This window comes from Nocardioides immobilis, assembly GCF_003515065.1.
GTDB classification, from domain to species: domain Bacteria; phylum Actinomycetota; class Actinomycetes; order Propionibacteriales; family Nocardioidaceae; genus Nocardioides; species Nocardioides immobilis.
The window spans coordinates 52,824-77,399 of record NZ_QXGH01000028.1; the positions used below are offsets into that span (position 1 = coordinate 52,824).

The 24,576-nt window shown below is 70.2% G+C and carries 26 protein-coding genes; 21 read left to right on the top strand and 5 right to left on the bottom strand.

Annotated elements, in window-relative coordinates; all coding sequences use genetic code 11:
* Positions 1-166: 166 nt before the first annotated feature.
* Positions 167-1,279, bottom strand: a complete 1,113-nt coding sequence (locus D0Z08_RS22100; RefSeq protein ID WP_118927441.1) for an acyl-CoA dehydrogenase family protein — start codon at positions 1,277-1,279, stop codon at positions 167-169.
* Between the two features lie 101 nt (positions 1,280-1,380).
* On the opposite strand from D0Z08_RS22100, the gene D0Z08_RS22105 reads away from it, so the two are divergent.
* The 5 genes from D0Z08_RS22105 (at position 1,381) to D0Z08_RS22125 (ending at position 5,363) form a co-directional block, all read left to right on the top strand.
* Positions 1,381-1,743 (top strand): nuclear transport factor 2-like protein, encoded by a 363-nt coding sequence (locus D0Z08_RS22105; protein ID WP_118927442.1) that lies wholly within the window; start codon positions 1,381-1,383, stop codon positions 1,741-1,743.
* 26 nt (positions 1,744-1,769) lie between these two features.
* The gene (locus tag D0Z08_RS22110) at positions 1,770-2,138 is read left to right on the top strand and encodes a hypothetical protein (protein ID WP_220454294.1); all 369 of its coding nucleotides are present in this window, start codon (positions 1,770-1,772) and stop codon (positions 2,136-2,138) included.
* Positions 2,139-2,260: 122 nt separating this feature from the next.
* Positions 2,261-4,591, top strand: coding sequence for an ATP-binding protein (locus D0Z08_RS22115; protein ID WP_118927444.1), 2,331 nt, complete (start codon positions 2,261-2,263; stop codon positions 4,589-4,591).
* Between the two features lie 233 nt (positions 4,592-4,824).
* Positions 4,825-5,154, top strand: coding sequence for a hypothetical protein (locus D0Z08_RS22120; RefSeq protein WP_118927445.1), 330 nt, complete (start codon positions 4,825-4,827; stop codon positions 5,152-5,154).
* On the top strand, positions 5,151-5,363 hold the full coding sequence (locus D0Z08_RS22125) for an MPN domain-containing protein (RefSeq protein WP_118927446.1): 213 nt from the start codon (positions 5,151-5,153) through the stop codon (positions 5,361-5,363). The genes D0Z08_RS22120 and D0Z08_RS22125 overlap by 4 nt, the downstream gene beginning before the upstream one ends.
* A 6-nt stretch (positions 5,364-5,369) precedes the next feature.
* Here D0Z08_RS22125 and D0Z08_RS22130 read toward each other — a convergent pair whose 3' ends face one another.
* Together D0Z08_RS22130 and D0Z08_RS22135 are read right to left on the bottom strand one after the other, a co-directional pair.
* Positions 5,370-6,383 (bottom strand): MBL fold metallo-hydrolase, encoded by a 1,014-nt coding sequence (locus tag D0Z08_RS22130; RefSeq protein ID WP_220454295.1) that lies wholly within the window; start codon positions 6,381-6,383, stop codon positions 5,370-5,372.
* A 58-nt stretch (positions 6,384-6,441) separates the two neighbouring features.
* On the bottom strand, positions 6,442-7,920 hold the full coding sequence (locus D0Z08_RS22135) for a flavin-containing monooxygenase (protein WP_118927447.1): 1,479 nt from the start codon (positions 7,918-7,920) through the stop codon (positions 6,442-6,444).
* An 83-nt stretch (positions 7,921-8,003) separates the two neighbouring features.
* On the opposite strand from D0Z08_RS22135, the gene D0Z08_RS22140 reads away from it, so the two are divergent.
* The 3 genes from D0Z08_RS22140 (at position 8,004) to D0Z08_RS22150 (ending at position 10,904) form a co-directional block, all read left to right on the top strand.
* Positions 8,004-9,029 (top strand): AraC family transcriptional regulator, encoded by a 1,026-nt coding sequence (locus tag D0Z08_RS22140; protein ID WP_118927448.1) that lies wholly within the window; start codon positions 8,004-8,006, stop codon positions 9,027-9,029.
* A gap of 61 nt (positions 9,030-9,090) precedes the next feature.
* Positions 9,091-10,044: an alpha/beta hydrolase gene (locus D0Z08_RS22145; RefSeq protein ID WP_118927449.1), complete on the top strand. Its 954-nt coding sequence runs from the start codon at positions 9,091-9,093 to the stop codon at positions 10,042-10,044.
* Positions 10,041-10,904, top strand: a complete 864-nt coding sequence (locus D0Z08_RS22150) for a short-chain dehydrogenase/reductase (RefSeq protein ID WP_245994299.1) — start codon at positions 10,041-10,043, stop codon at positions 10,902-10,904. The genes D0Z08_RS22145 and D0Z08_RS22150 overlap by 4 nt, the downstream gene beginning before the upstream one ends.
* Positions 10,905-10,965: 61 nt before the next feature.
* Here the strand turns inward: D0Z08_RS22150 and D0Z08_RS22155 are convergent, their stop codons facing one another.
* A complete protein-coding gene (locus D0Z08_RS22155) occupies positions 10,966-11,484 on the bottom strand; it encodes a VOC family protein (RefSeq protein ID WP_118927450.1) in 519 nt (172 codons plus the stop codon).
* A 231-nt stretch (positions 11,485-11,715) separates the two neighbouring features.
* On the opposite strand from D0Z08_RS22155, the gene D0Z08_RS32285 reads away from it, so the two are divergent.
* The 10 genes from D0Z08_RS32285 (at position 11,716) to D0Z08_RS22200 (ending at position 19,637) form a co-directional block, all read left to right on the top strand.
* Positions 11,716-11,853, top strand: a complete 138-nt coding sequence (locus D0Z08_RS32285) for a hypothetical protein (RefSeq protein ID WP_182481431.1) — start codon at positions 11,716-11,718, stop codon at positions 11,851-11,853.
* 121 nt (positions 11,854-11,974) lie between these two features.
* Positions 11,975-12,208, top strand: coding sequence for a hypothetical protein (locus tag D0Z08_RS22160; protein ID WP_147381503.1), 234 nt, complete (start codon positions 11,975-11,977; stop codon positions 12,206-12,208).
* A gap of 124 nt (positions 12,209-12,332) precedes the next feature.
* Positions 12,333-13,436: an Ldh family oxidoreductase gene (locus D0Z08_RS22165; RefSeq protein WP_118927452.1), complete on the top strand. Its 1,104-nt coding sequence runs from the start codon at positions 12,333-12,335 to the stop codon at positions 13,434-13,436.
* The gene (locus D0Z08_RS22170; RefSeq protein ID WP_118927453.1) at positions 13,433-15,052 is read left to right on the top strand and encodes a phytoene desaturase family protein; all 1,620 of its coding nucleotides are present in this window, start codon (positions 13,433-13,435) and stop codon (positions 15,050-15,052) included. The genes D0Z08_RS22165 and D0Z08_RS22170 overlap by 4 nt, the downstream gene beginning before the upstream one ends.
* Positions 15,049-15,777 (top strand): SDR family NAD(P)-dependent oxidoreductase, encoded by a 729-nt coding sequence (locus tag D0Z08_RS22175; protein WP_118927454.1) that lies wholly within the window; start codon positions 15,049-15,051, stop codon positions 15,775-15,777. Before D0Z08_RS22170 ends, D0Z08_RS22175 begins: the two co-directional genes overlap by 4 nt.
* 2 nt (positions 15,778-15,779) lie before the next feature.
* Positions 15,780-17,378: an FAD-dependent monooxygenase gene (locus D0Z08_RS22180; RefSeq protein WP_118927455.1), complete on the top strand. Its 1,599-nt coding sequence runs from the start codon at positions 15,780-15,782 to the stop codon at positions 17,376-17,378.
* A gap of 37 nt (positions 17,379-17,415) precedes the next feature.
* Positions 17,416-17,796 carry a cupin domain-containing protein gene (locus tag D0Z08_RS22185; RefSeq protein WP_118927456.1) on the top strand — a complete coding sequence of 127 codons (381 nt, stop codon included), beginning with the start codon at positions 17,416-17,418 and terminating at the stop codon, positions 17,794-17,796.
* The gene (locus tag D0Z08_RS22190; protein ID WP_118927457.1) at positions 17,793-18,308 is read left to right on the top strand and encodes a cupin domain-containing protein; all 516 of its coding nucleotides are present in this window, start codon (positions 17,793-17,795) and stop codon (positions 18,306-18,308) included. Before D0Z08_RS22185 ends, D0Z08_RS22190 begins: the two co-directional genes overlap by 4 nt.
* Positions 18,309-18,348: 40 nt before the next feature.
* Entirely contained in the window at positions 18,349-18,756 is a 408-nt protein-coding gene (locus D0Z08_RS22195; RefSeq protein ID WP_118927458.1) for a RidA family protein, read from the top strand.
* Complete coding sequence (locus D0Z08_RS22200) at positions 18,753-19,637, top strand: fumarylacetoacetate hydrolase family protein (protein WP_118927459.1); 885 nt, start codon at positions 18,753-18,755, stop codon at positions 19,635-19,637. The genes D0Z08_RS22195 and D0Z08_RS22200 overlap by 4 nt, the downstream gene beginning before the upstream one ends.
* 28 nt (positions 19,638-19,665) lie before the next feature.
* Here the strand turns inward: D0Z08_RS22200 and D0Z08_RS22205 are convergent, their stop codons facing one another.
* Positions 19,666-20,637, bottom strand: coding sequence for an AraC family transcriptional regulator (locus D0Z08_RS22205; RefSeq protein ID WP_118927460.1), 972 nt, complete (start codon positions 20,635-20,637; stop codon positions 19,666-19,668).
* 131 nt (positions 20,638-20,768) lie between these two features.
* On the opposite strand from D0Z08_RS22205, the gene D0Z08_RS22210 reads away from it, so the two are divergent.
* Genes D0Z08_RS22210 through D0Z08_RS22220 form a run of 3 tightly spaced genes read left to right on the top strand, consistent with a single transcriptional unit; the run spans position 20,769 to position 24,556 of the window.
* Positions 20,769-21,557: an SDR family oxidoreductase gene (locus D0Z08_RS22210; RefSeq protein WP_118927461.1), complete on the top strand. Its 789-nt coding sequence runs from the start codon at positions 20,769-20,771 to the stop codon at positions 21,555-21,557.
* A 28-nt stretch (positions 21,558-21,585) separates the two neighbouring features.
* Positions 21,586-22,809, top strand: coding sequence for a styrene monooxygenase/indole monooxygenase family protein (locus tag D0Z08_RS22215; protein WP_118927462.1), 1,224 nt, complete (start codon positions 21,586-21,588; stop codon positions 22,807-22,809).
* A 28-nt stretch (positions 22,810-22,837) separates the two neighbouring features.
* The gene (locus D0Z08_RS22220; protein ID WP_118927463.1) at positions 22,838-24,556 is read left to right on the top strand and encodes a styrene monooxygenase/indole monooxygenase family protein; all 1,719 of its coding nucleotides are present in this window, start codon (positions 22,838-22,840) and stop codon (positions 24,554-24,556) included.
* Positions 24,557-24,576 lie beyond the last annotated feature (20 nt).

Below are 24,576 nucleotides of genomic sequence, written 5' to 3' on the forward strand. Positions count from 1 at the left end.
CAGTTGCCGAGCAGCGGGCGTGCATCGCGCGAAGGGCGCGAACCCCGACCCCTAAGTCGCGCTCCCCCGGCGGTATTCGCCGGCCTATCGCGAGTTGGTCCTCACGCCATTCGTCCGCCGGTCGCCCGACCGTGCGCACCGGGGCGACCGATCCTTGCTGCCGAGCTCAGACCTCGACGAGCTCGGCGATGCGGGCGCGGTGCTCGCGCGACGCGCCGAAGAGTCCCTCGTCGCCGAGCACCCGGCGGACGTAGTAGTGTGCGCGATGCTCCCACGTGAAGCCGATGCCCCCGTGCAGCTGCACCGCCTCGTGCGCGGTCCGCATCGCTGCGTCGGCGCAAGCTGCGGCGGCGACGGCGACGGGGAGGGCCGCGGTGTCCGGCTCCCCGTCGAGGACCGCAGCGGCGTACCGACTGGCGGAGCGAGCACGCTCGCGGTCGACGAGCACGTCAGCGAGCCGGTGCTTGATCGCTTGGAATGAGCCGACCGCCCGCCCGAACTGGTCGCGCTGGGTCACGTACTCACAGGTGCGGTCGAGGAGCTCGCCGACGATGCCGGTGTGCTCCGCCGCGAGAGCGGCACGCCCGATCAGGTCCAGCCGATCGATGACAGCAGCGGCACGGGGGACGCCGACCAGCAGCCGGGCAGGCGCTGCGTCGAAGGAGAGGTCGGCCTGGCGGCGGGTCAGGTCGACGGTGGTCCGGGGTCGGACCGCGACGTCCGTCGCCGCCACGGCGAAGAGGACCGCGCCCTGCGGTGTGACCGCGTCCACCACGACGAGTCCGGCCGCGGCTCCGTGCAGCACCCTGGCCCGACCGCCGGACACGCGCCAGCGGCCATCGGGGTCCTGGGCAGCAGTGAGCGGATCGGCACCCGTGGCGACCGTCACGACGAGCTCGCCGCTGAGCGCCGGGGTGAGGAGATCCGTGATGCTGGCGGGGTCGTCGGCGGCCGCCAGCGCCTGGCAGCCCAGCGCTGCTGAGCTCAGGACGGGCTCGGGCAACAGCCCGGCACCGCACTCCTCGATGACGACGAAGAGCTCCTGCAGCCCGAAGCCGTTGCCGCCGAGGTTCTCGGCGACGGCCAGCCGGCTGATCTCGAGCTCGACATTCAGCAGCCGCCAGAGGTCCTCGGAGTAGCCGGCAGCGGAGTCGGCCGCCGCGCGGACCTGCTCGTGGTCGGCATGCTTGGCCAGCACCTCGCGGACGACCTGCCGGAGCTCCTCTCGCTCGGGGACCGGTGCCAGGAGCTCGGGATGAAGCTCGGGCCAGGGATGCATGTCGCGCCTCTCACTTGAATTGAACTGAGTTCAGGTTACGCGCGGTGCGCGACTCGGGCAAGGCTCTGGACACGCCTTACGAATTGAATTAGGTTCAGACCGTGACCAGCACGGCTCTTTCCCGGTACTACGCCGCCGTCGACGCAGGTGACTTGGACACGGCGATGTCGCTGCTCGACCCCGAGGTACGGTCGGCGATCCTGCTGCCCGGTGGGGCCGTCCGCGGCGAGGGCAGGCAGGCGTTGCACGACTACCTCTCCGGGCGCGGTGAGGTCGTCCGGCGGCACGTCCTGCTCCGGGAGGCGGTCGTCGACGGCCTCGAGCTCGCCTACGGCGCGGTGGTCGACGACGGCACGACCACCACCGGCCACTTCATCGCGGCGGCCAGCCTGGGGACGGACGGCCTCGTCACGGGCTACCAGGTGGCGTTCGACCCCGAGCTGGCCCTGCTGCCCGACGCATGAGTCGCCGATCCGGAGGAAGGTCCACGATGAGTCCCACTCCCCTGCTGCATGCCTGGTTCGAGATCATGGACTCGACCACCCCGGAGCGCGTGCTGGACATGATCACCGACGACTTCCGGCTGTCGATCCTGTTCTCCACCGGCGACAAGGCGGCGGAGTTCGAGGGCGACCGGGCGGGCCTCGAGGTCTACCTCGCGCAGCGCGAGGTCAGCGTGCTGACGCACCACCTCCTCCAGGGCGCCGTCGTTGGCGACACCGAGCTGGTGCTCGGCGAGACCCGGCGCGACGGCGCGTTCGAGGCTTCCTTCAACGCGAGCGCGCAGCTGGCAGAGGACAGCGGGCTGGTACGACGCCTGCTGATCTGCCGCAGCCCGTGGGTCCGGTTCACCGCCTAGCTCCGATCCGCCGCGAGCTGTCCGTCCTAGACTGGTCATCTCGGATGCACGTCGGCGCACACGGACGCCGAGTGTGGTCGACCCGACAGCTGTAGGGGCAGTACGGCAGAGGCGGACCCTCGATGGCGACGACGAAGTCTGCGGCGTCGGTCAGGGGTGCGCTCCCGGCCGAGCTGACGACCTTCGTCGGCCGGCGCCGTGAGCTGAGCGAGACCCGGCGGCTCCTCGCGAGCAGCCGGATGCTGACCCTGACCGGGGTCGGCGGCGTCGGCAAGACCCGGCTCGCGCTGCGGATGGCGGCCGAGGTGCGGCGTTCCTTCCCCGACGGCGTGTGGTTCGTCGAGCTCGCTGCCCTCCACGATCCGCAGCTGGTGCCGCACACGGTGGCCAACACGCTCGAGCTGAGGCAGGTCTCGGCCGACCCTGCCAGCGACCTCGCCGCCTACCTCGAGTCGCGACGGCTCCTCATCGTGCTCGACAACTGCGAGCACCTCACCGACGCCTGCGCGATGCTGGCCAGCAAGCTGCTGGCGGCGGCTCCCGGACTGCGCATCCTCGCCACCAGCCGGCACGTCCTCGGGGTCGAGGGTGAGCAGATCCTCACGGTCCCGCCGCTGAGCACTCCGGCCGCCGAGGTCGAGGCCGGCGACGCCGCTCACTACGAGTCGGTCCGGCTGTTCCTCGACCGGGCTGCGGCCGTCGCGCCCGACTTCGAGGTCGGGGACGGCAACCGCGACGCCGTGGTCGAGCTGTGCCGGCGGCTCGACGGGGTCCCCCTGGCAATCGAGCTCGCCGCGGTCTGGCTGCGCACCCTGTCACCGGTGCAGATCCTCAACCGGCTCGAGGACCGCTTCCGGCTGCTCACCAGCGGTCGATCGGCAGCACCAAGGCATCAGGCGCTCGACGCCACCGTGGGCTGGAGCTACGAGCTGTGCTCTCCGGCCGAGCAGGTGCTGTGGGCGCGGCTCTCGGTGTTCTCGGGGGGCTTCGACCTCGAGGCTGCGGAGGAGGTCTGCAGCGGAGAGGGGATCCCCACCGCCGACGTCCTGAACCTGATCGCGAGCCTGGTGAACAAGTCGATCGTGATCCGCATCCAGGCGACCAGCCACACGACCGCGTGGTACCAGATGCTGGAGACCATCCGGCAGTACGGCGAGGAGCGGCTCGGCGAGGGCGAGAAGCAGGAGCTGGTGGTCAGGCATCGCAACCACTACCGATCCCTCGCGGAGCGGTATGCCGCGGAGGGCTTCGGCTCCCACCAGGCCGACTGGTACATCCGCCTGCGGCGCGAGCACGGGAACCTCCGGGCCGCCCTCGAGCTCGCGCTCGATGACCCGGCCGACGCCGCGGCCGCGTTCGACATCGCCGCACCCCTCTGGAACTTCTGGTTCGCCGGGTTCCTTCGCGAGGGCTATCGCTACCTGATCCGGGCGATCGAGCTCGCCGCCGAGCCCACCCGCGCCCGCGCTCACGGGCTGTGGGCCGCCAGCTACCTGGCCCTGATCGCCGGCGACCTCGACCGGACGGACACCATGCTGGCAGAGGCGGCCGAGCTCGCCGAGCGGTTCGACGACGACCTGCTGCGGGCCCGCGTCGCGGAGCTCCGGGGACACACCGTGCTCTACCGCGGAGACCTGCCGGCCGCGATCGCACTGCTCGAGGAAGCCCGGACCCGGTTCCGTGCGCTGGGCGAGCCGCTCGGCGAGTTCGACACCCTGGTCCTGCTGGCCGCTGCCACGTTCTTCCTCGAGGACCCCCGCGACGGCGACTTCAGCCAACAGGCGCTGGCGCTCACGGAGCAGTACGGCGCCACGTCGTCGAAGGCGTACGCGCTGTGGTGCGTCGGCGTCTCGAGCTGGCGCGTGGGTGAGTACGACCGGGCCGTCGAGAACCTGCGCGAGTGCGTGCGACTGTTCCAACCCCTTCATGACCTCACCGGCATCGGGTTCGGCGTCCAGGCGCTGTCCTGGTGCGGGGCCTCGATCTCACCCGACGAGCGGGCGGCACGTCTGCTGGGAGCGTCGCACGCGGTCTGGAGGACCAGCGGGGCCAAGATCGACGAGACCAGCCCCTACAGCCAGGTCGAGAAGGGGCTGCAGGAAGCAGTGGCCGGGACGATCGGTGCGGCGGCCTTCGAGCGAGCCTTCACGGAGGGGGCGTCGTACTCCTTCGACGAGGCGGTGGCGCTCGCCCTCGGTGAGGGTGACGGCGGATCTCCGCAGTCGGGCCGCTCCGCCGGGAGGGCGGGGGCGGAGGCTCCTGGCGGCCTGACCAGGCGGGAGCAGGAGATCGCCGGACTGCTCGCCGAGGGTCTGACCAACCGCGAGATCGCCGCCCGGCTCGTCATCGCCCAGCGCACCGCAGAGACCCACGTCGACCACATCCTCAGCAAGCTGGGCATGACCTCCCGGGCGCAGGTCGCGGCCTGGGTCGCCGAGCAGCAGGACCGCTGACGGGACCTACGTAGTCGAGGGCACGTACGTACCTTTCACCGTAGGTCTCTCGATGCCGGAAGGCGGCCCCGGACGGAAGGTGAGGACGACGCCGTTCCCCACCACCCGAGGTCCCCCATGTCCGCCGCGCCGATCGCCTCACCCAGCCTTGGACGGTTGGTCGCAGGACGGCCCGTGGTGGTGGCGGAACGGCGTCTTCTCCGCGGTCTCTGTCGGCAGCCCGAGGTGACCCGATGAGCAACCCGCGCCCCGTCCTGCTCGGCTACATCCGCGCGGACGTCCTGAAGAGCGCCTCCAGGATCCGACGGGTGCAGGCCCAGCTCGCGAGCTTCGCGCACCGCGAGGTGTTCAGTCTCGGGACCGTCTACGTGGAGGAGGGCATCGACAGTGGCGTGTTCCACTCGCTGCTGGACGAGCTGGCCCACGACGATTCCGTCTGGGGTGTCGTGGTGCCCGACCTGCGCCACCTCACCGTCGTCGAGCAGCTCCTCCTGAGGACGCGCGGGGACGCGGCCGGGATCCCCCTGTTGATCGCCGACCACGCGCGAGGGCGGCTCACGTGAGCCATCCCGACCCGGATCTCAGCCCGAGCGGCTCCGAGCGAGCGTCCGGCATGACGTGGCACTCGGTCACCGTCCCGACCGAAGACCTCCACCTGCTCGTCGTCGCGATCGCCGGGGGCGGCGGGACCATCACGAGCAGCCGACCGTGCCCGGCCGGCGTCCGGGTGACCTATGTGAGCGAGCACGCCACGCAGTCAGGATCTGATTGACCTGTCTCATGCCGCGGAGAAGAGGGCACCGTCGGGATCGTGGACGACCTGCGCTTCGCCGCGCTCGACGAGGACGTCGAGATGGGCGATGGTCTCGCAGGTGGCGATCATCTTGTTGAAGTCGTCGAGGTCGTCGTACGACCGCCGGCGGCGCGTCCACGTCAGCACCCGGGCGACGTCCGACGCGGTCGCCGTGCCCCTCGCGTCGAGCGCCCGCACGGTTTCCGCCAGGCGCACGTCGTGGTGCTCGAGGAGCTCGGCTGCTCTTGCGTGGGCGCTGGATCCGGGCGCCCCATGGGCGGGGAGCATCCTGGCGTCGGGCCGCTGCAGGACGAGCTCCAACGAGCGCAGGTAGCTCGCGAGCGGCGAGTCCCATTCGCCGAGCTCGAACCCGATCGACGGGGAGATCGTCGGCAGCAGGTGGTCCCCGGCGAAGAGGAGTCCCGCATCCAGGTCGTGGTAGACGAGGTGCCCCTTCGTGTGGCCCGGGGTTGCCACCGCCTCCAAGGCGCGCCCGCCGACGGCGTACTGCCCCGGTTCGAGCCAGACGTCGGGCTTCTCCCATCCCTCAGCGTCGAACTCCTCCCCGGCCGCCATGACCTCGATCGCCGCCGCGAGCCCGGCATCGCCGGACCTGCGGAGCTGCCGGAGGGAGGTGACCGGCACGTTGCTGCCGATCTCGAGGAGCTCGTGCAACCCGGGGGCCTCGTCGCGCCCCAGGTGGACGCGGGTCCCGAACCGTCGCCGCAGCTCCACCGCCAGGGTGTAGTGGTCGCGATGGACGTGGGTGACGTAGACGTCGTGGATGGCCGCCACGTCGTGGGCGACGCCGCGGAGGGCCGATGCAAGCTCGTCGAAGCTGGTGGGAGTGCGCCACCCGCCGTCGATCAGGGCCAGTCCGTCGGTGGTCTCCAATGCATAGACGTTGATCGCGTGCAGGCCGTCACCCGGCATGCCGAGCGGGACCCGGAACACGCCGTCGGCGACGACATGGGCACCGGGTGCCGTCCAGTCGGTCATCAGGCTTCCTCCCACCGCACCCGCCACGCTTGACTTGAATTAAGTTCAGTCTACCCGATCAGGCCACAGCGTTGCTGGGGACGGGCGCCTCGAAGTGCAGGAGGCCGTCGACGACGGGCTCCTCGAGCAACAGCCTCGAGTCCTGCTTGTAGTTCATGAGCACCTTCCACGGATTCCGCGAGCCCTGCCGCGGGAGCGTGTCCTTGGCCCGCTGCACGTATCCGGATTGGAGGTCGTCGAGCATGCCCATGTCCAGGGCAGAGTCATCGGCGTCCCGCGGCGTGGCCACCTGGTGCCCGTTGTCGTCCATGTGCTGGAACAACCGGCACAGGTACTTGCCCGCGATGTCGGACTTCAGCGTCCACGGTGCGTTCGTGTAGCCGAAGATCCAGGCCAGGTTCGGGATGTCCTCGACGAGCACGCCCTTGTAGGTCATCTTCTGCTGCAGCTCGTGGGCCATGCCGTCGACAGAGAGCTGCATGCCCCCGAGCATCTGCACCTGGAGTCCCGTGGCGGTCACGACGATGTCCGCCTCGAGCGTCTGGCCGGACCTGAGCAGGATGCCGGTCTCGGTGAACGTCTCGATGTGGTCGGTCACGACCGAGGCGGCGCCGGACCGCAGCGCCTTGAAGAGGTCCGCGTCCGGGACCGCGCACAGGCGCTCGTCCCAGGGCATGTACGTCGGCGTGAAGTGGCTCATGTCGACAGCGGGGCCGACCCTGCGCTTCACGTGGCCCAGGAGGAACGAGCGCATCGTCCTGGGGAACCGCCGACTGGCGACGTACATGCCACGCTGGATGGCGATGTTGCGCCACCGGGCGAACGCATAGACCTGCCGGTCGGGCAGCACGCGGCGCAGGACCTTCGAGATGTCGTCCCTCGCCGGGATCGAGAACACGTACGACGGCGAGCGCTGCAGCATCGTGACGTGGCCCGCCTCCTCCGCCATCGACGGGATCAGGGTGACGGCAGTCGCACCGCTGCCGATGACGACCACCTTCTTGCCGGCGTAGTCCAGGTCCTCCGGCCAGTCCTGCGGGTGGACGATCTGACCGCCGAACTGCTCGGCGCCCGGGAAGTCGGGGAGGTAGCCGGCGTCGTAGTCGTAGTAGCCGGTGCAGCTGATCAGGAAGCCACAGGTGTAGGTGACGGTCTCGCCTGTGGCCTCGCGCAGCGCGGTGAGGGTCCATCGACTGTCCGCGCTGGACCAGTCGGCACTCACGATCTGCAGGCCGTAGTGGATCTTCTCGTCGATGCCGTACTCGGTCGCCGTGTCGGCGATGTACTGGCGGATCGACGCGCCGTCGCCGAGCACCTGCAGGTCCTGCCACGGCCGGAACTCGTAGCCGAAGGAGAACATGTCGGCGTCCGACCGGATGCCCGGGTACCTGAAGAGGTCCCAGGTGCCGCCGAGGCGCTCCCGGCGCTCCAGGATCGCGATGGACTTCCCCGGATGCTGGTGGGTCACCTGGCACGCGGTGCCGATGCCGGAGAGGCCGGCACCGATGATGAGGACGTCGAAGTGTGGGGTCGTCATGGAACGACAATGACCGGGCAGGGCTCCGCTAGTCTTGGCGTCGTGCGACACGTTTTTGGCTTCATGCGACATAGGGCCGTCGCATGGCCAGCTTGATCCGCGCCACGAACCTGTGGGGCTACTCCGACCTGGTGCGGGAGCTGGGCGGCGACCCCGAGCAGCTGCTGTCGCGGTTCCAGCTGCCGGTGAGCATCGAGCAGCAGTCCGACGCCTTCATCGACTTCCGGTCGGGCGCGCGCCTCGTGGAGTCGACGGCTGTCGACCTCGACTGCCCTGACTTCGGGCTCAGGCTGTCCCGCTGGCAGGGCCTCGACATCCTGGGTCCGGTCGCGGTGATCGCCCGCAACGCCCAGACCGTCCGCGACGCGCTGACGGCGGTCGCCAGGTTCCTGTACGTCCACTCGCCCGCGCTCAAGCTCGAGGTCGCCGAGCCGAGCGGCGGTTCGGACATGACGTTCAACTACGAGATCACCGAACGCGGCCTGCCCGACCTCCGCCAGGCCTATGAGCTGAGCACGGCCAACTTCTCCCGCGTCGTCGGCCTGCTCGCAGGACCCGACGCGCACCTGGCAGCCGTCTCGTTCATGCACCAGCAGCTCGGTCCGGACTCCGCCTACGAGGAGGTGCTCGGCTGCCCGGTGCTGTTCGGTCAGCCGAGGTGCGAGTTCCATCTCCCAGCCGGCCTGGCGGACAAGCCGATCGACAACGCCGACCAGGAGACGCGCAGGATCGGGACCAGGTACCTGGAGACCGAGTTCCTCCCCCACGACGCCACCTTCGCCGACCAGGTGGCGGCTCTGAGCCGACGCCTGCTGCCGGTCGGCCAGGCCACGACCGAGGCGATCGCCGACGAGCTGGCGATGCACCCGCGCAGTCTCCAGCGACGGCTGGCAGAGGAAGGGACCCGCTGCCAGGACATCGTCGACGACGAGCGCCGCAAGCAGGCCGTGCGCTACCTGTCCGAGCCGCGCCTCTACCTGGGTCAGATCACCGGCATGCTCGGGTTCGCCGAGCAGAGCAGCCTCAACCGCGCCTGCCAGCGCTGGTTCGGGATGACGCCGCGCGAGTACCGGGCGGGCCTCCCCCGCGCGCGCAGCGTGTCGGACTAGGCCAAAAACCTGTCGCCCCGGGCCAAGACGCCGCCGTCGGTGTGCAGCGACGCTCTTCCCCATGAGCACCCACCACGAGATCCACTTCCCCAGCAGCGGCTCGCGCTGCGCAGCGTGGCATCTCCCCGGACGCACTGACACCTTCGCCACCGACGGTGGCCGACCGTGCGTCGTGATGGCCCACGGTTTCGGCGGCACCCGGGACACCGGCCTGCTGGCGTACGCCGAAGGCTTCGCAGCCGCCGGCCTCGACGTGGTGCTGTTCGACTACCGCGGGTTCGGCGCGTCGGACGGCACGCCCCGCCAGCGGGTCTCCTACCGTCATCAGCGGGCCGACTACCACGCAGCCATCGCCGCTGCCCGTGCCCTTCCTGGCGTCGACCCGGGGCGAATCGTCCTGTGGGGCACGTCGTACTCAGGCGGTCACGTGGTCCCCGTCGCCGTTCGCGACGGTCGGACCGCCGCGATCCTCGCGTTGACGCCAGCGATGGACGGCGGCGCGGCGCTCCTGGCGATCGCGCGGCGTCACCCGCTCATGCTCGTCCCCTTGGTGGCCCACGGCCTGCGTGACGCCGTCCGCGCGGTCCTGCGCCGCGCGCCCCACCACCTGCCGATCGTCGGCGCACCGGGGACGACCGCGATGATCACCGCGCCCGGTGCTGTCGAGGGCTGTCAGGCCATGGCGGGTCCGACCTGGCGCAACGAGGTGTGCGCACGCGCTGCCCTCGAGGTCGCCTTCAACCGGCCGACCCGCGCGGCATCCCGGGTCCGGACGCCGATGCTTGTCCAGGTCGGCGAGAACGACGCGGTGGCGCCACCATCAGCGGCCCGGGCCGCAGCCCGCAAGGCGGGGCGGTACGCCGAGGTGCGCACCTACCCCGTCGACCACTTCGACGTCTACGACGGCGACTGGCAGCGGCAGATCCTCGCCGACCAGATCGACTTCCTCACCCGACAACCGACCCTTGCGCAGCACGCAGACGCAGGGACCTCCCACCGAAAGCTGGCCCGATGATGCACCGCTACTCAGTCAACGACAAGGTCGCTCTCGTGACCGGCGCCGCTCGCGGCATCGGCTTCGCGACCGCTCAGGACCTCTACGAACGCGGCGCGAGCGTCGTCCTCGTCGACCTCGACGCCGAGGCCACTGTTCTCGCGGCCAAGCAGCTCGGTGACCGCGCGATCGGCATCGGCGCCGACGTCACCGACCCGACGGCGATGGAGGAGGCGGTCGCCCGGACGGTGGAGACCTTCGGCCGGCTCGACATCGTGATGGCGAACGCGGGCATCGCGCCCGAGCTCGCCACCGTGCGGGTGATGGAGCCCGCCCTCTTCGAGAAGGTCCTGGACGTCAACGTCCTGGGCGTGTACCGCACCGTGCACGCCGCGCTCCCCCAGATCATCGAGAACCAGGGCCAGGTCGTCGTCGTTGCCTCGGTCTACGCCTTCGTGAACGGTGTCATGGTGGCGCCGTACGCGATGTCCAAGTCGGCGGTCGAGCAGCTCGGCCGGGCCCTGCGCGGCGAGCTCGCACTCCACGGCGCATCGGCGAGCGTGGCCTACTTCGGGTTCGTCGACACCGCCATGGTCCGGGAGGGGTTCGGGAGCTCCATCGCCCAGCGCTTCGAGGCGACGTTCCCCTCGTTCCTGCGCCGACGCCTCACCCCGGCGCAGGCCGGCAAGGCCGTCGTCGACGGCATCGAGTCCCGCGCCCCCAGGATCATCACGCCCCAGCGCTGGTCGGCGTACTCCGTGCTGCGCGGCGTGATCAACCCGCTGCTCGATCGTCGCATCGAGCGCAACGCGAAGATCCAGCGGATCGTCAAGGATGCGGACGTGGCTGTGGCCGAGGTCCGACCGATCCGCCCGGCCTGAGCGGGTCAGAAGGGCTCGATCGAGCTGACGAGCCAGTCGCCGTCCTCGCGCTCGAGGCCGCTCATCCCGCGCGCCCCGTCCTGATCGCGGCGAAGAACGCCCGCATGTCGTCGGTCAGCTCCACGATCTCGACGTACGGCGCACCCCAGCGCGCGCCGTCGACGTACGCGAAGGACATCAGGCCGCCTGCCATCACGCCCTGCTGGACGATCTCGAGACCGGCCGCGTGCGCGCGCTCGACGGCGGCGGCGAGGTCGTCGGTCTCGAAGCAGAGGTGGTGCAGCCCGCCGTGGGACCACGACCGCCCGGCGCCGGTCCGGTCGAGGAACTCGGTGTAGATCGACTCTCCCGAGACGGGCTGGATCAGCTCGAGCTGCAGGTCGCCGGCGTACGCCAGCGAGACGTGGGCGGTGAAGTCGGCCGGCGCTCCGCGGTAGGTCGCCTCCTCGGGCCCGAACCGGACGTCGGGCATCCGCGTCCACTTCCCCACGCCGAAGTGCTCGCTGTGGAAGCCCTCGGCGGCTTCGATGTCGTCGACCACCCAGCAGAGCTGGACGACCGGACCGGAGACGATGGTCATCGGGAGCCTTTCTTCGGTTCATCACGGCGGTCATCACTGACGGCATCAGCCGGTAGAGCCGCCAGATCATCCCGGTTGTAGCGGGGAAAGGTGATGAACAACTGGTTGCGCTGGACGCCGGCCAGGATGTCACCGGCTGCGCGATCGGGGGTGACCTTGCGGAAGGGCAGCTTGTCGATGGTCCGCTGGTAGTCGTCGCCGGACTTCCGCCAGGCCTACGACAAGTGGCAGGTGCACGACTTCTACGGAACGCTCTACTACGACTCCACGATCCAGGCACCGCCGAAGACGGTCCGGCCCGACGAGCCGGACAACCTCGGCTCCAAGCTGGCGATCTGGAGCGACGGGCCGGCAAGCCAACAAATCTAGGTCGGCGTGCTCAGGGCCGGCTCCCAGCGGGATCTGGATATCCCGGTCGTTTCCCGGATCGCGGCCGAAGCCCCACCGGGTGACTGTGGATGAACACACCACGAGTCGCCTGGAGGTCGACATGAGCACCCAGCAAGAGTCAGCGAAGTCCCCGGAGCTCATGACGGCCCTGTGCCGTGAGCTCGTGCGCCTCGCGCGGCACGAGGAGGAGCTCGCAGCCAACGAGGCAGCGCGCGTCCCCTACTGGCGCGTCTGCCCGCCGAGCGTCGACGGTCACCGGGCCGCCGCCGCGGCGCTTCGCGCCGACCTCGCCCGGCTGGAGTCCCAGGCCCGCGAGTGGGAACGCGCGAGCTGACCCGGCACCGCGCGTGAAACGGATAGCCGCTGCGCTCGACGGATCGCACGCGACTCCGCTCTCAGCGACCGTTGTCGCCACCCACATTCTTCCGAGCGCAGGGTCGGGCCCTGGAGGAGCACCCATGAGCGATCGCGTCACTGTGGCCCCGAGCTGGCTCCGGTCGGCCGTCACCTCGATCTTCACCGAGGCAGGCCTGTCCACGAAGGCGGCCGGGACCGTCGCCGGATCGCTCGTCGCCGCCGACATGCGAGGGATCACCTCGCACGGCGCGCTCCTGGTCCCGATGTACGTCGACCGGCTCCTCGCGGGGTCCGTCAGTCCTCGTGACGCGGCCGAGGTCGTCGTGGACGCGGGCGCCATGGCCGTGCTCGACGCTCACCACGCCTTCGGACAGCTCAGCGGCGACCAAGCCATGACGATCGCAGTGGCGAAGGCAGCGCAGCACGGGGTGGGCGCGGTTGTCGTCCGCCGGGCCTTCCACTTCGGCGGCGCCTTCCGCTACGTCGAGGCCGCAGCGGGGGCCGGGTGCATCGGCATCGCCGCGGCCAACACCCGCCCCCTGATGCCGGCACCCGGCGGCGCCGAGGCAGTGGTGGGCAACAACCCACTCGCCGTCGCCGTCCCGGTGGCCGGTCACGCCCCGGTCCTCCTCGACATGGCCCTGTCCGAGGCCGCTCTGGGCAAGATCCGGCTGGCCGCACAGGAAGGTCGAGCAATCCCGCCGACCTGGGCCACTGACGCGGCCGGCGCGCCCACGACCGACCCCACCGAGGCCATCGCAGGTCTGCTCCTGCCCATGGCCGGCCACAAGGGCTACGGACTCGCGCTGGTGATCGACGTACTCACCGGCCTGCTCTCGGGCGGATCCTTCGGCAAGGGCGTCCAAGGCCTGTACGCCGACACCTCGGTCCCGAACGACTGCGCCCATTTCTTCCTCGCCATCGACGTGGCGAAGTTCGGCGATCGCGAGGCGTTCCTGAGCAGAGCCGCCGACCTCACCGCCGATGTCGTCTCGTCAGCGAAGGCACCCGGCGTCGACCGCCTCCTCCTCCCCGGCCAGCTGGAAGCAGAGCGCGCTGCGCTCGCGGAGGCCAACGGCATCGACGTCGACGCCAGTGTCCTCCTCGCGCTCAGGGACACCGCCGAGCGCCTCGGGCTGGTCCTGCCCCCGCTCGATTCCACCGCCGGCGACCTCGTGCCGGCTGCCCAGGCGAGCCCGTCATGACTCGCGCCAGCACGTCGGACGTCATCGTCATCGGCAGCGGGATCAACGGACTCGTCGCCGCCGCTGAGCTCGCGCGTGCGGGCCGGTCGGTGACCGTCGTCGAGCGCAACGACGAGATCGGCGGCTTCGTGGCCTCCGAGGCGCGCACGATCCCCGGCTACATCCACGACACCTACTCCTCGTGGCACCCGCTCTTCCTCGCCGGTCCGGCCTATGCGGCGCTCGGCGACGACCTCCACCGGCACGGCCTCGAGTACAGCAACACCGACGGGTTCGTCACGGCCAGCGTCGCCGACGACGGCCGCGTCGTGGTCGCGCACCGTGACCCTGTGGCAACCGCAGCCGGGTTCACCCACGAACGCGACCGCGTCACCTACCTGTCAGCACTCGGGCGGTTCGTGGACAACGCCGAGCAGGTCGGCGCCCTCCTGGGCACCGAGCTCCGCTCCCCCGCTGCCCTTCGGCACGGTCTCAAGGTCCTCCGCCGGACCGGGCTCAAGGGCGGCTCCACCTGGGCACGGGACCTGGTGTCCAGCGGTCGGGCGTACTGCCGGCGCTCCTTCGACGGGACCGAGGTGGACCACCTGTGGACCCCGTGGCTCCTGCACGCCGGGCTCTCCCCCGACCAGGCATCCGGCGGCTTCATGCTCCCGGTGATGGCGGCCACGATGCACGGCTTCGGCCTGCCCGTGGTGACCGGCGGCAGCGGCCGGTTCGTGGACGCGTTCCGCCGGCTCCTCGACGAGCTCGGGGTCCGCGTCATCACCGGCGCGGAGGCGGAGACCGTGGTGACGGAGGACGGGCGAGCCGTGGGCGTCATCGCCGCCGGTCGGCTGCTGCGCGCGCGGCACGCCGTACTCGCCTCGGTCACCCCGCAGGCGCTCTACGGGAGCCTGCTCGAGGGAGACCCGCTGGTGCGGGAGCCGGTCGCGGACGACGCCAACAGCTACCGGTACGGGCGCGGCGCGATGCAGATCCACGTCGCCCTCAGTGCGCCACTGTCCTGGAACGACGCACGACTGTCATCGACCCCGTTGATCCATCTCTCCGACGGCTCCTCGAGCACCGGGATCGCGTGCGCCCAGGCAGAAGCCGACCTGTTGCCGAGTCTTCCGACCGTGGTCGTCGGACAGCAGTACGTCGTCGACCCGAGCCGGGTCCCCGAGGGCGCGGCGTCGCTGTGGATCCAGCTGCAGGAGGTGCCGTACGCGCCGCACGGTGACGCGGCCGGCGAGCTCGACACCAGCGACGGATGGACGAAGCAGCTCGCCCACCAGTTCGCGAACCGCGTCCTTGCTCGGATCGCCCAGCACGCGCCGGACCTGGACCAGAAGCTCCGCGCGGTCGACGTGGTCACCCCCGTGGACCTGGAGGCGCACAACCCGAACGCGGTCCACGGTGACCCGTACGGCGGCGCCGCGGAGCTCGACCAGAACTTCCACTGGCGACCGCTTCCCTCGTCGGGCTCGCACCGCACGAGTGTCCCCGGGCTGTGGCACATCGGCTCGTCGACCCATCCCGGTCCCGGACTCGGCGGAGCATCCGGACACCTCGTAGCCCAGTCGATCATCGCGCGAAGGTCACGCCTGCCGCGTCGTACCAGGAGGTCAGCATGAAGGCACAGTTCGACGCCTCGGGCGAGGTGCTGATCGTCACCGGCGGGGCGCGGGGCATCGGAGCCGCCCTGGCCCGCGCGTACGCCGACCTGGGCGGCACCGCCGTCGTGCTCGACGTCGTGCCGGCCCCGGACCTGGCCGAGCACCCGCGCGTCGAGGTGCACCACGTCGACGTCTCCGACGCGACGGCGGTGCGCGACGCCGTCGACGACGTGGCCGCGCGTCACGGGCGCATCGACGCGTTGGTGGCGGGCGCGGCCGTCCAGCCACGAGTCGACGTCATGGACACGTCGCCCGACCTGTGGCGCCAGGTGATGGCCGTCAACCTCGACGGCGTCGTCTGGTGCTGCCAGGCCGTGCTGCCGCACCTGGTCGAGCGGCGGAGCGGGGCGATCCTCGTCTTCGCCTCCGGCCTCGCCCTCGCGGGCCGCGCCCAGGCCGCCGCCTACGCCGCGAGCAAGGGGGCCCTGGTCGCCTACGCCAAGTCGCTCGCGGCCGAGGTCGCCCAACACCGGGTGCGGGTCAACACCGTCTTCCCCGGTGTGATCGACACGGCTCAGTTCCGGGACGCCAACCCGGACGGGCGGGAGCGCGACCACTGGTCCACGACCACCGGCATCGGCAGTCCCGACGACGTGGTCGGGCCGCTCCTGTTCCTGCTGTCCGAGGCCGCCACCATGACCGGCTCGACGCTCACCCGCGACCGTGCGTTCCCGAAGGAGTAGCCATGAACCACGCCGAGGAATCCCTGCTCCCCGCCGAGGAGCTGCCCGTCGCCATCGTGGGTGCCGGCCCCATCGGCCTCATCACCGCGCTCGGGCTGGCCTACTACGGCATCCCCTTCGTGGTGTTCGAGGAGGACGACCGCCTGTCCCTGGACACCAAGGCCGGCACGGTCCTCACCCGCACCCTCGAGGTCCTCAACCGGTACGACGCCCTCGACGACGTCCTCCAGGCGTCCTTGCGGGTCGACGAGATCGGTGAGATCGACCGGGTGACGAACGCGCCGACCCTCAGCGTCCGGACCGGCGACCTGACCGAGGACACCAGGTTCCCGTTCGTCATCAACATCCCGCAGCACCACCTCGAGCCGGTGCTCCGCGCCACCCTGGAGGAGCGGGCGCCCGGAGCGCTGCACATGGGCCACCGCCTGACCAAGTTCGCCCAGCGCGCCGACCACGTGGAGCTCCGCCTCGACGCACCGGACGGCGAGCGGACCGTCAAGGCGCGGTACCTGCTGGCCTGTGACGGAGGCCGGTCGCAGATCCGCGAGCAGCTCGGGATCGTCGTCGAGGGCACCACGCTCGAAGAGCGCTACATGCTCGTCGACCTCGAGGTCGACCTCGACGTCGGCAACCCGCGCGACTACCCCTACCTCGCCTACTTCTCCGACCCCTCCGAGTGGATGATCCTGGTCCGTCAGCCGCACTGCTGGCGGTTCCTCTACCCCCTCCCCCCGGGCGAGCCCGAGCCGAGCCGCGAGGAGCTGCGGGACAAGGCCCTGCGCTTCATCGGCGAGGTCAGCGACATCGAGATCCTCGGCACGAACATCTACCCGGTGCACCAGCGGGTAGCCAGCAAATGGCGCGACGGCCGGGTCTTCCTGATGGGCGACGCCGCGCACCTGATCACCCCGATGTGGGCGCTGGGCCTCAACACCGGCGTCCTGGACGCCTCCAACCTGCCGTGGCGCCTCGCGTGGGTCCTCCGCGGCTGGGCCGACGAGACCCTGCTCGACGGCTACGAGCGGGAGCAGGCTCCGGTCGCCATCCGCGGGTCGGGCCAGATGGCGGAGGCGGCACGTGCCTACATGTCCGGTCGCGGCGACGCCGTCGAGGCCATGACCGACGGCAACTGGGGCAACGCCTTCACCCGGGCGCTCCTGGGCGTGCAGCTCGACGTCGACGGGACCGGCGACTGGAACATGGTCAAGACCGGCGACGTACCGACGGCGGTGCGACCAGGAGACCGGGCGCCCGACCTCCCCGTGTTCGGACCCGAGGGGCAGGTGCACCTGCACGACCTGTGCCGCGACTCGTTCGTCGCGCTCCACTTCACCGACGCCCGGCGCCGTCCGGAGATCCCGGCGCCGACGGCCGCGCTCCAGCACTACGTCGTCAGCCGGTGGGACGTCCCCCACGACTCAGGCCTGCGGGACCGAGGGCTCTTCGACCCGGCGGAGCGGCTGCGCCGTCGACTCGGCGTACCGGACGACTCGGTCGTCCTGCTACGGCCCGACGCCCACGTGGCGGCCATCGCAACCGGCGCCGACAACACCAGCGCCATCGCCGCCATCTACCAGCGCATCACCGGACACACCCCGTAGCGCACCCGCTGCGCGGGACTGAACGAAGGAGACAACCATGAGTTCGAACGTCACAGTCGGCCCGGACGGGTCCCCCGTCGAGCTCGGGCCGGTCGGCCAGGAGATCGTGTTCGAGAACGACCAGGTCCGCATCTGGGAGATCAGCCTCGAACCGGGCGAGCAGCAGACCTGGCACCAGCACCTCAACCCGTACGTCGTCATCGCCATCGCGGCCGCCGACAACCGGATCGACGCGCTCGCCGGCGGCGAGCCCCGACTGATCCACGAACCCGTCGGCGGCATCGTCTACCGCGAGCCGGGCGAGGTGCACAAGCTGACCAACCATGGCCAGACCACCTACCGATCCCGGCTGATCGAGCTCAAGTACCTCGGCGAGGGCGCCGCCCACCGCCACGACGGCGCCGAGGGTGCTCGATGACGGCGATCACGCGACCGGACGACGTCTCACCCGAGGAGTGGGCGAACAACCTCTCCGAGCCTGCCGACTACTCGGGCACTGCCCCGGACCGGTCCCGAGAGGCCGATCTCGCCCAGCCCGACGGCAAGGTCCTCGGACGGTTCCGCGAGATCCTGGTGCAGACCGACGACCTCGGCTGGGTGGACAAGACCCTCGCGGGTCTGTCCCACAAGATGCTCTGGCGGGACGAAGCGACGGGCGCCTCGATCGCGCTCGTGCGGTTCGAGAAGGGCGCGGGGATCCCCCTTCGCCACTCGCACGCGTCCAACCAGTTCATGTTCTGCCTGCAGGGCCGCTACCGCTACGTGCCGACCGGCCTCGTCCTGACCGAGGGCTCCTTCTACTGGAACCCCAAGGGATGCCTGCACGGCCCGACCCTCGCCGAGGAGGAGTCGGTCCTCGTCGAGATCTACGACGGGCCCCATTACCCCACGCAACCGGACTGGTACTCCGACCCGGCAGACGCCCACTGACGTCCAGCTGCCACGAACACCGGAAAACAGAGGAGCTCTCATGTCGAAGCACAACGTCATCTCACCCGAGCTGGCCACCCCCAACGGCCACTTCTCGCAGGCGACGGTCGTGGAGTCCCGCGGCCGCATGGTCTTCATCTCGGGAATGACCGCCCGCAACAAGGACGGCGGCATCACCGGGGTCGGCAACATCACCGCGCAGACACACCAGGTCTGCCAGAACCTGAAGGCCGCCGTCGAGGCGGCAGGCGGCACCCTCAGCGACATCTGCCGGGTCGACGTCTACGTCCGCAACATGGAGGACTTCGACGCCATCCACGAGGTACGCCGTCAGTACTTCACCAGCGAGCCCCCCGCCTCGACCATGGTCGAGGTGTCGAAGTTCGTCTCCAAGGACTACCTCATCGAGATCAACGCGATCGCCATCCTGGATGGGCAGACGCCGTGAAGCTGGCCAGCGTCATCCAGTCAGGGACCCGACGCCTCGGGGTCGTCGACGTACAGGCCGGGATCGTCTCCGTCCTCGCCTCCGGGCCGGACGTGGACGCCGTCGTCCGGGGGTACCCCGGCGCCCTCGAGGCGGTCCGAGCAGGGCTCGCGACGGCCGAGGCCGTTCCGCTCGGCGAAGCGCGACTGACCTCACCGCTGAGCCGGTTCAACCGGGACATCCTGTGCACCGGCTGGAACTACTGGGACCACTTCGAGGAGTCCCGGGGCAAGCGGGAAGGACAGGACCCGGACGGCCGGCCCACCCATCCCACCTTCTTCACCAAGGGCCCCGACACGGTCATCGGACCGTATGACGACATCGCCTACGACCCCGACCTCTCGCAGAAGTGGGACTACGAAGCCGAGGTTGCCATCGTGATCGGCCGGGACGGTCGTTCGATCCCGCCCGAGCACGCCATGGACCACGTGTTCGGGTACTGCGTGGCCAACGACGTCAGCCAGCGCGACCTCCAACGCCAGCACGGCGGCCAGTGGCTCAAGGGCAAGAGCATCGACCAGACCATGCCTCTCGGCCCGTGGATCACAACGGCCGACGAGATCGAAGACCCCTACGCGCTGCAGATCGAGTGCGAGGTCGACGGCCGAGTGCTGCAGGACGCGTCCACCGCGCAGGTCGCCTTCTCCTTCGAGCAGATCATCGCCGAGCTCTCCTGGGGCATGACCCTCCGCGCCGGCGATGTCATCCTGACCGGCACCCCGAGCGGGATCGGCAACGCCCGGGAGCCGCAGGTGTTCCTCACCGACGGCTCCGAGGTCATCACCCGCGTGAGCGGACTGGGGACCCTGAGGAACCGCGTCGCGAAGGTCAAGCTGACCTGACCCGCCGGACCACGGCCGGAACCCGCGGTCAGCTCCGCAGCGTCGTCGACGGCGAGACGCCGTACTTCTCGCGGTAGGCCTGGGCGAACCGACCGAGGTGCATGAAGCCCTTTGCCAGAGCCACGTCGGTCACCGTCACGCCTGCGCCCGGGTCTGCTGAGACCAGCGCCTTGTGCACCAGGTCCAGCCGTACGTCGCGCAGGTAGCCCATCGGTGACGACCCCACGTGGTTGCGGAACCCCGACTGCAGGGCCCGCACGCTGGTCCCCACCGCCTCGGCGATGTCCTCCACCGTGAGCGGCTCGTGCGCGTGGTCCTCGATGATCTCCATCGCACGACGCACCGTCCGCGGCGCGGCCTCGGAGTGGTCGCCGTTGAGGCGCTCGGTGTAGTTGTGCGGCGCGCTCAGCAGGAGGGACGTCATCAGCAGGTCCTCGAGCTGACCCACGATCAGCGGCTGCTCCGACAGGCCGTTGTCCGTCTCGAGCTCGAAGCGCAGCATGTCGACGAAGTGCCGCATCGAGATCGCCGACGGCGTGTCCATCGGCAGTCCGAGCTCGAACGTCAGCGGATCCTTCAGGCTCCTGCCGATCATCCGCGACATCTTGGTCTCGAGCGCCTCGCGGTCGATGCGCACGCACAGGTGCGGCGTACCGGATGTCCAGCGCATCGACACCGGCTCGTGCGGGCTCAGCACCGTGGCCAGCTGCGGTGTGGAGACGACGTCGACGCCGCCGGACGTGGCTTCGGCGACACCGGCGAGCGGGATCTGGACGAGGAAGAACGACTGCAGCGGCTCCGGGCTGATCCGGACGTCGGCGCCGTAGTCGAGGTAGTGCAGCGACAGGTTCGCAAGCCCGGCGGAGTTCTGTCGTACGTCGATCTGGGAGCCGTCGAGCAGCTCGAGCCGGTGCGAGCAGAACGCGCGAGCGACCAGCTCCCGGGCCTGGTCCACGTCTCGTGTGTGGAAGGCCGCCCGCGCCTCGAGGGGTACTCCCATCCCGCACCAATCCTGCTTTGTCGACCGTCGGCGGTAAGTGGATAGCACCCGCGTCTCACGGATAGCAACAGCTTCCCGGCGAGCCTAGCGTTCCTGACCACGGTACTCCCAGAGCTTCCCACGGAGGAGCAATGAACGGATTGTCCGGCAAGACCGCGATCGTCACCGGTGGAGCAACGCTGATCGGCCAGGGACTGGTCCGGGCGTTCGCAGCCGCCGGCGCCAACGTCGTGGTCGCAGACATCGACGAGGAAGCCGGCGAGAAGCTCGCCGTCGACATCGGCGACGCGGTCCTCTTCGTCCGCACCGACATCACCGACGACGTCGCTGTCGAGGCGTGCGTCGCGCAGGCCGTCGAGCGCTTCGGCGGGGTGCACTACCTGGTGAACCTGGCCTGCTCCTACGTCGACAACGGTTTCGACTCCAGCCGGGCCGAGTGGCTGCAGACCCTGGACGTCAACGTGGTCAGCGCGGTCGCCATGGCCAAGGCGGTCCACCCGCACTTCGTCGCCCAAGGTGGCGGCGCGATCGTGAACTTCACCTCGATCTCCGCCAAGGTCGCGCAGACGGGTCGCTGGCTCTACCCGGTCAGCAAGGCCGCGCTGGTCCAGGTCACCCGCAACATGGCGATGGACCTGGCGGGCGACAACATCCGGGTCAACTCCGTCTCCCCGGGATGGACCTGGTCGAAGGTCATGGACGACCTGAGCGGCGGGGACCGACCCAAGACCGACCGGGTGGCCGCCCCGTTCCACCTGCTCGGACGCGTCGGCGATCCCGAGGAAATGGCATCGGTCGTGCTGTTCCTGTGCTCGGACGACGCGTCGTTCGTCACCGGCGCCGACTGGGCCGTGGACGGCGGCTACTCCGCCATGGGCCCCGAGCAGGCAGTCCCCGCCATTGCGCAGCTCACCGCGTAGATCCCCAGAACTTCACCAAGGAGAAGCAATGCGCAAGATCACCATCGTCGGCGCCGGCCAGGCCGGGCTCCAGCTGGGTCTCGGCCTGCTCGAGAACGGCTACGACGTCACCCTCATCACCAACCGCACCGGTGACCAGATCCGCGACGGCAAGGTCATGTCGAGCCAGTGCATGTTCGACACCGCGCTCAGCCACGAACGGTCGCTCGGGCTGGACTTCTGGGGAGACAAGTGTCCCCCGGTCGAGGGCGTCGGGCTGACGGTCCCGAACCCCGAGGGCGGCATCGCCTTCTCGTGGGCGGCCCGTCTCGACGCTCCTGCCAGCTCGGTCGACCAGCGGGTGAAGATGCCCCGCTGGATCGCCGAGCTCGAGAACCGCGGCGGGAAGGTCGACCTCGTCGACGCCGGGGTCGAGGACCTCGAGCGGTACGCGACCGACAGCGACCTCGTCATCGTCGCGGCCGGCAAGGGCGACGTCGCCCGGCTCTTCGAGCGCGACGCCGACCGGTCGCAGTTCGACAAGCCGCAGCGCGCGCTCGCCCTGACCTACGTCAACGGGCTGACTCCTCGCGAGGAGCACTCCGCGGTCTCGTTCAACCTCATCCCCGGGGTCGGGGAGTACTTCGTCTTCCCGGCACTCACCACCACCGGCCCCTGCGAGATCATGGTGTTCGAAGGCATCCCGGGTGGTCCGATGGATCGCTTCGGCGACGTCACCAGCCCGCAGGAGCACCTCGCGCTCTCCAAGGAGCTGCTCGACACCTTCCTGCCGTGGGAGGCCGATCGCGCTCGCAACGTGGAGCTGACCGACGCGAACGGCGTACTCGCCGGACGGTTCCCGCCCACCGTGCGCAAGCCGGTGGCCGTCCTCCCCTCCGGGCGCGCCGTCCTCGGCATCGCCGACGTGGTCGTCCTCAACGACCCGATCACCGGTCAGGGCTCGAACAACGCCAGCAAGTGCGCTCGTTCCTACCTGACCAGCATCCTCGAGCACGGCGACCGACCGTACGACCAGGCCTTCATGCAGGCGACGTTCGAGAACTACTACGACTACGCCCAGTACGTCGCAGCCTGGACCAACGCCCTGCTGATGCCTCCGCCGCCGCACGTCCTGGAGCTCTTCGGCGCGGCCGCGAGCCACCCGGCGATCGCGTCGAGGTTCGCCAACGGCTTCGACGACCCGCGCGACTTCTTCGAGTGGTTCATGGACCCGGAGAAGGCGGCCCAGTACCTCGCCGACGTCACCCGCTGAACACCACGCCAGCCCTAGAGGAGTTCCGATGCGCAAGATCGCCATCGTCGGCGCAGGCCAGGCCGGCACCCAGCTCGCCCTCGGACTCCTCGAGCGCGGGTACGCCGTCACCCTGGTCAGCGACCGCACACCGGCCGACATCCGCAACGGCTCGGTCATGTCGAGCCAGTGCATGTTCGAGACCGCACTGCAGACGGAGCGCGACCTCGGCCTCGACCTGTGGGAGGAGGCCTGCCCCAACGTGGAGCAGATCAGCTTCGCGCTCCACGGAGACGAAGGCGACCGATACGCCTGGACCGCGAAGCTCGACGGCTACGCACAGTCGGCCGACCAGCGGGTGAAGGTCGCCGGCTGGATCGAGCTGTTCGCTGACCGGGGCGGCAACCTCGTGCTCCGGTCGGCGACTGTCGCGGACCTCGAGGACCTGGCTCGCACCCACGACCTCGTCATCGTGTCCACCGGCAAGGGCGAGCTCGGCCGGCTGTTCCCCCGCGACGCCGAGCGCTCGCCGTACGACCAGCCGCAGCGAGTCCTGGCACTCACCTACGTCACCGGCATGTCCCCACGCGAGGCCGGGCCCGCCGTCTCGTTCAACGTTGCGCCCGGCGTCGGCGAGTACTTCGTGTTCCCTGCGCTCACTACCACCGGTCCCTGCGAGATCATGGTCTTCGAAGGAGTCCCCGGCGGTCCGATGGACTGCTGGGACGACGTCCGCACCCCCGAGGAGCACCTCTCCCGCTCCCTCGAGATCCTCACCAAGCACTTCCCCGACGAAGCCGACCGCTGCGCTGAGGTCGCCCTGACCGACGACGGCGGCGTCCTGCGCGGACGGCTCACCCCCACCGTGCGGCGGCCGGTCGCCAGCCTCCCCTCCGGCGCGAAGGTCCTCGGGCTCGCCGACGCGGTCGTGCTGAACGACCCACTCACCGGCCAGGGCTCCAACAACGCCGCCAAGGCGGCTTCGTTCTACCTCGACAGCATCACCGGCCACGGCGCCCACGAGTTCACAGCCGGGTGGATGTCCCGGACGTTCGAGAACTACTGGCGCGGTTGGGCCCAGTGGGTCGTCGCCTGGACGAACTCCCTCCTCGCGCCGCCACAGCAGCACGTGGCGGACCTCCTCGCGGCAGCAGCCGAGGTCCCCGGCATCGCGGCGACCCTCGCCAACGGGTTCGACGACCCGCGGACCTTCTTTCCCTGGTGGTACGACGCCGGCTCCGCCGAGCGGTTCGTCTCGGAACGGCGCGCCCAGGAGTCGACGTCGTTCGACCCCCGCGCGATGCGCCAGGCCCTCGGCCAGTACGCCACCGGTGTGACCGTGGTGACCTGCCGGGGCCAGGACGGCCAGCGGATCGGGATGACCGCGAACTCCTTCACCTCGGTCTCCCTCGACCCCCCGCTCGTGCTGTGGTGCCCGAAGAAGGACTCACCCAGCCTCGACGACTTCGCCGCCGCCGGCCACTTCGCCGTCAACGTCCTGGCGTCCGACCAGCACCACCTCTCCCGGCAGTTCGCGACGCCGACGGCGGACAAGTTCGCCGGCGCTCCCGTCACGGACGGGCTCTCCGGAGTCCCGGTGCTGGACGGGACCGTGGCCAGCTTCCAGTGCCGGACGGTCGCGACGTACGAGGCCGGTGACCACGTGATCATGCTCGGCGAGGTCGAGCGGTACGACGCCCCCGGCGGCGAGCCTCTGGTCTTCCACTCGGGGTTCTACCACCTCGCCACGAAGCACCCCGACGTCTGACCCAACGACCCGAACCGAGG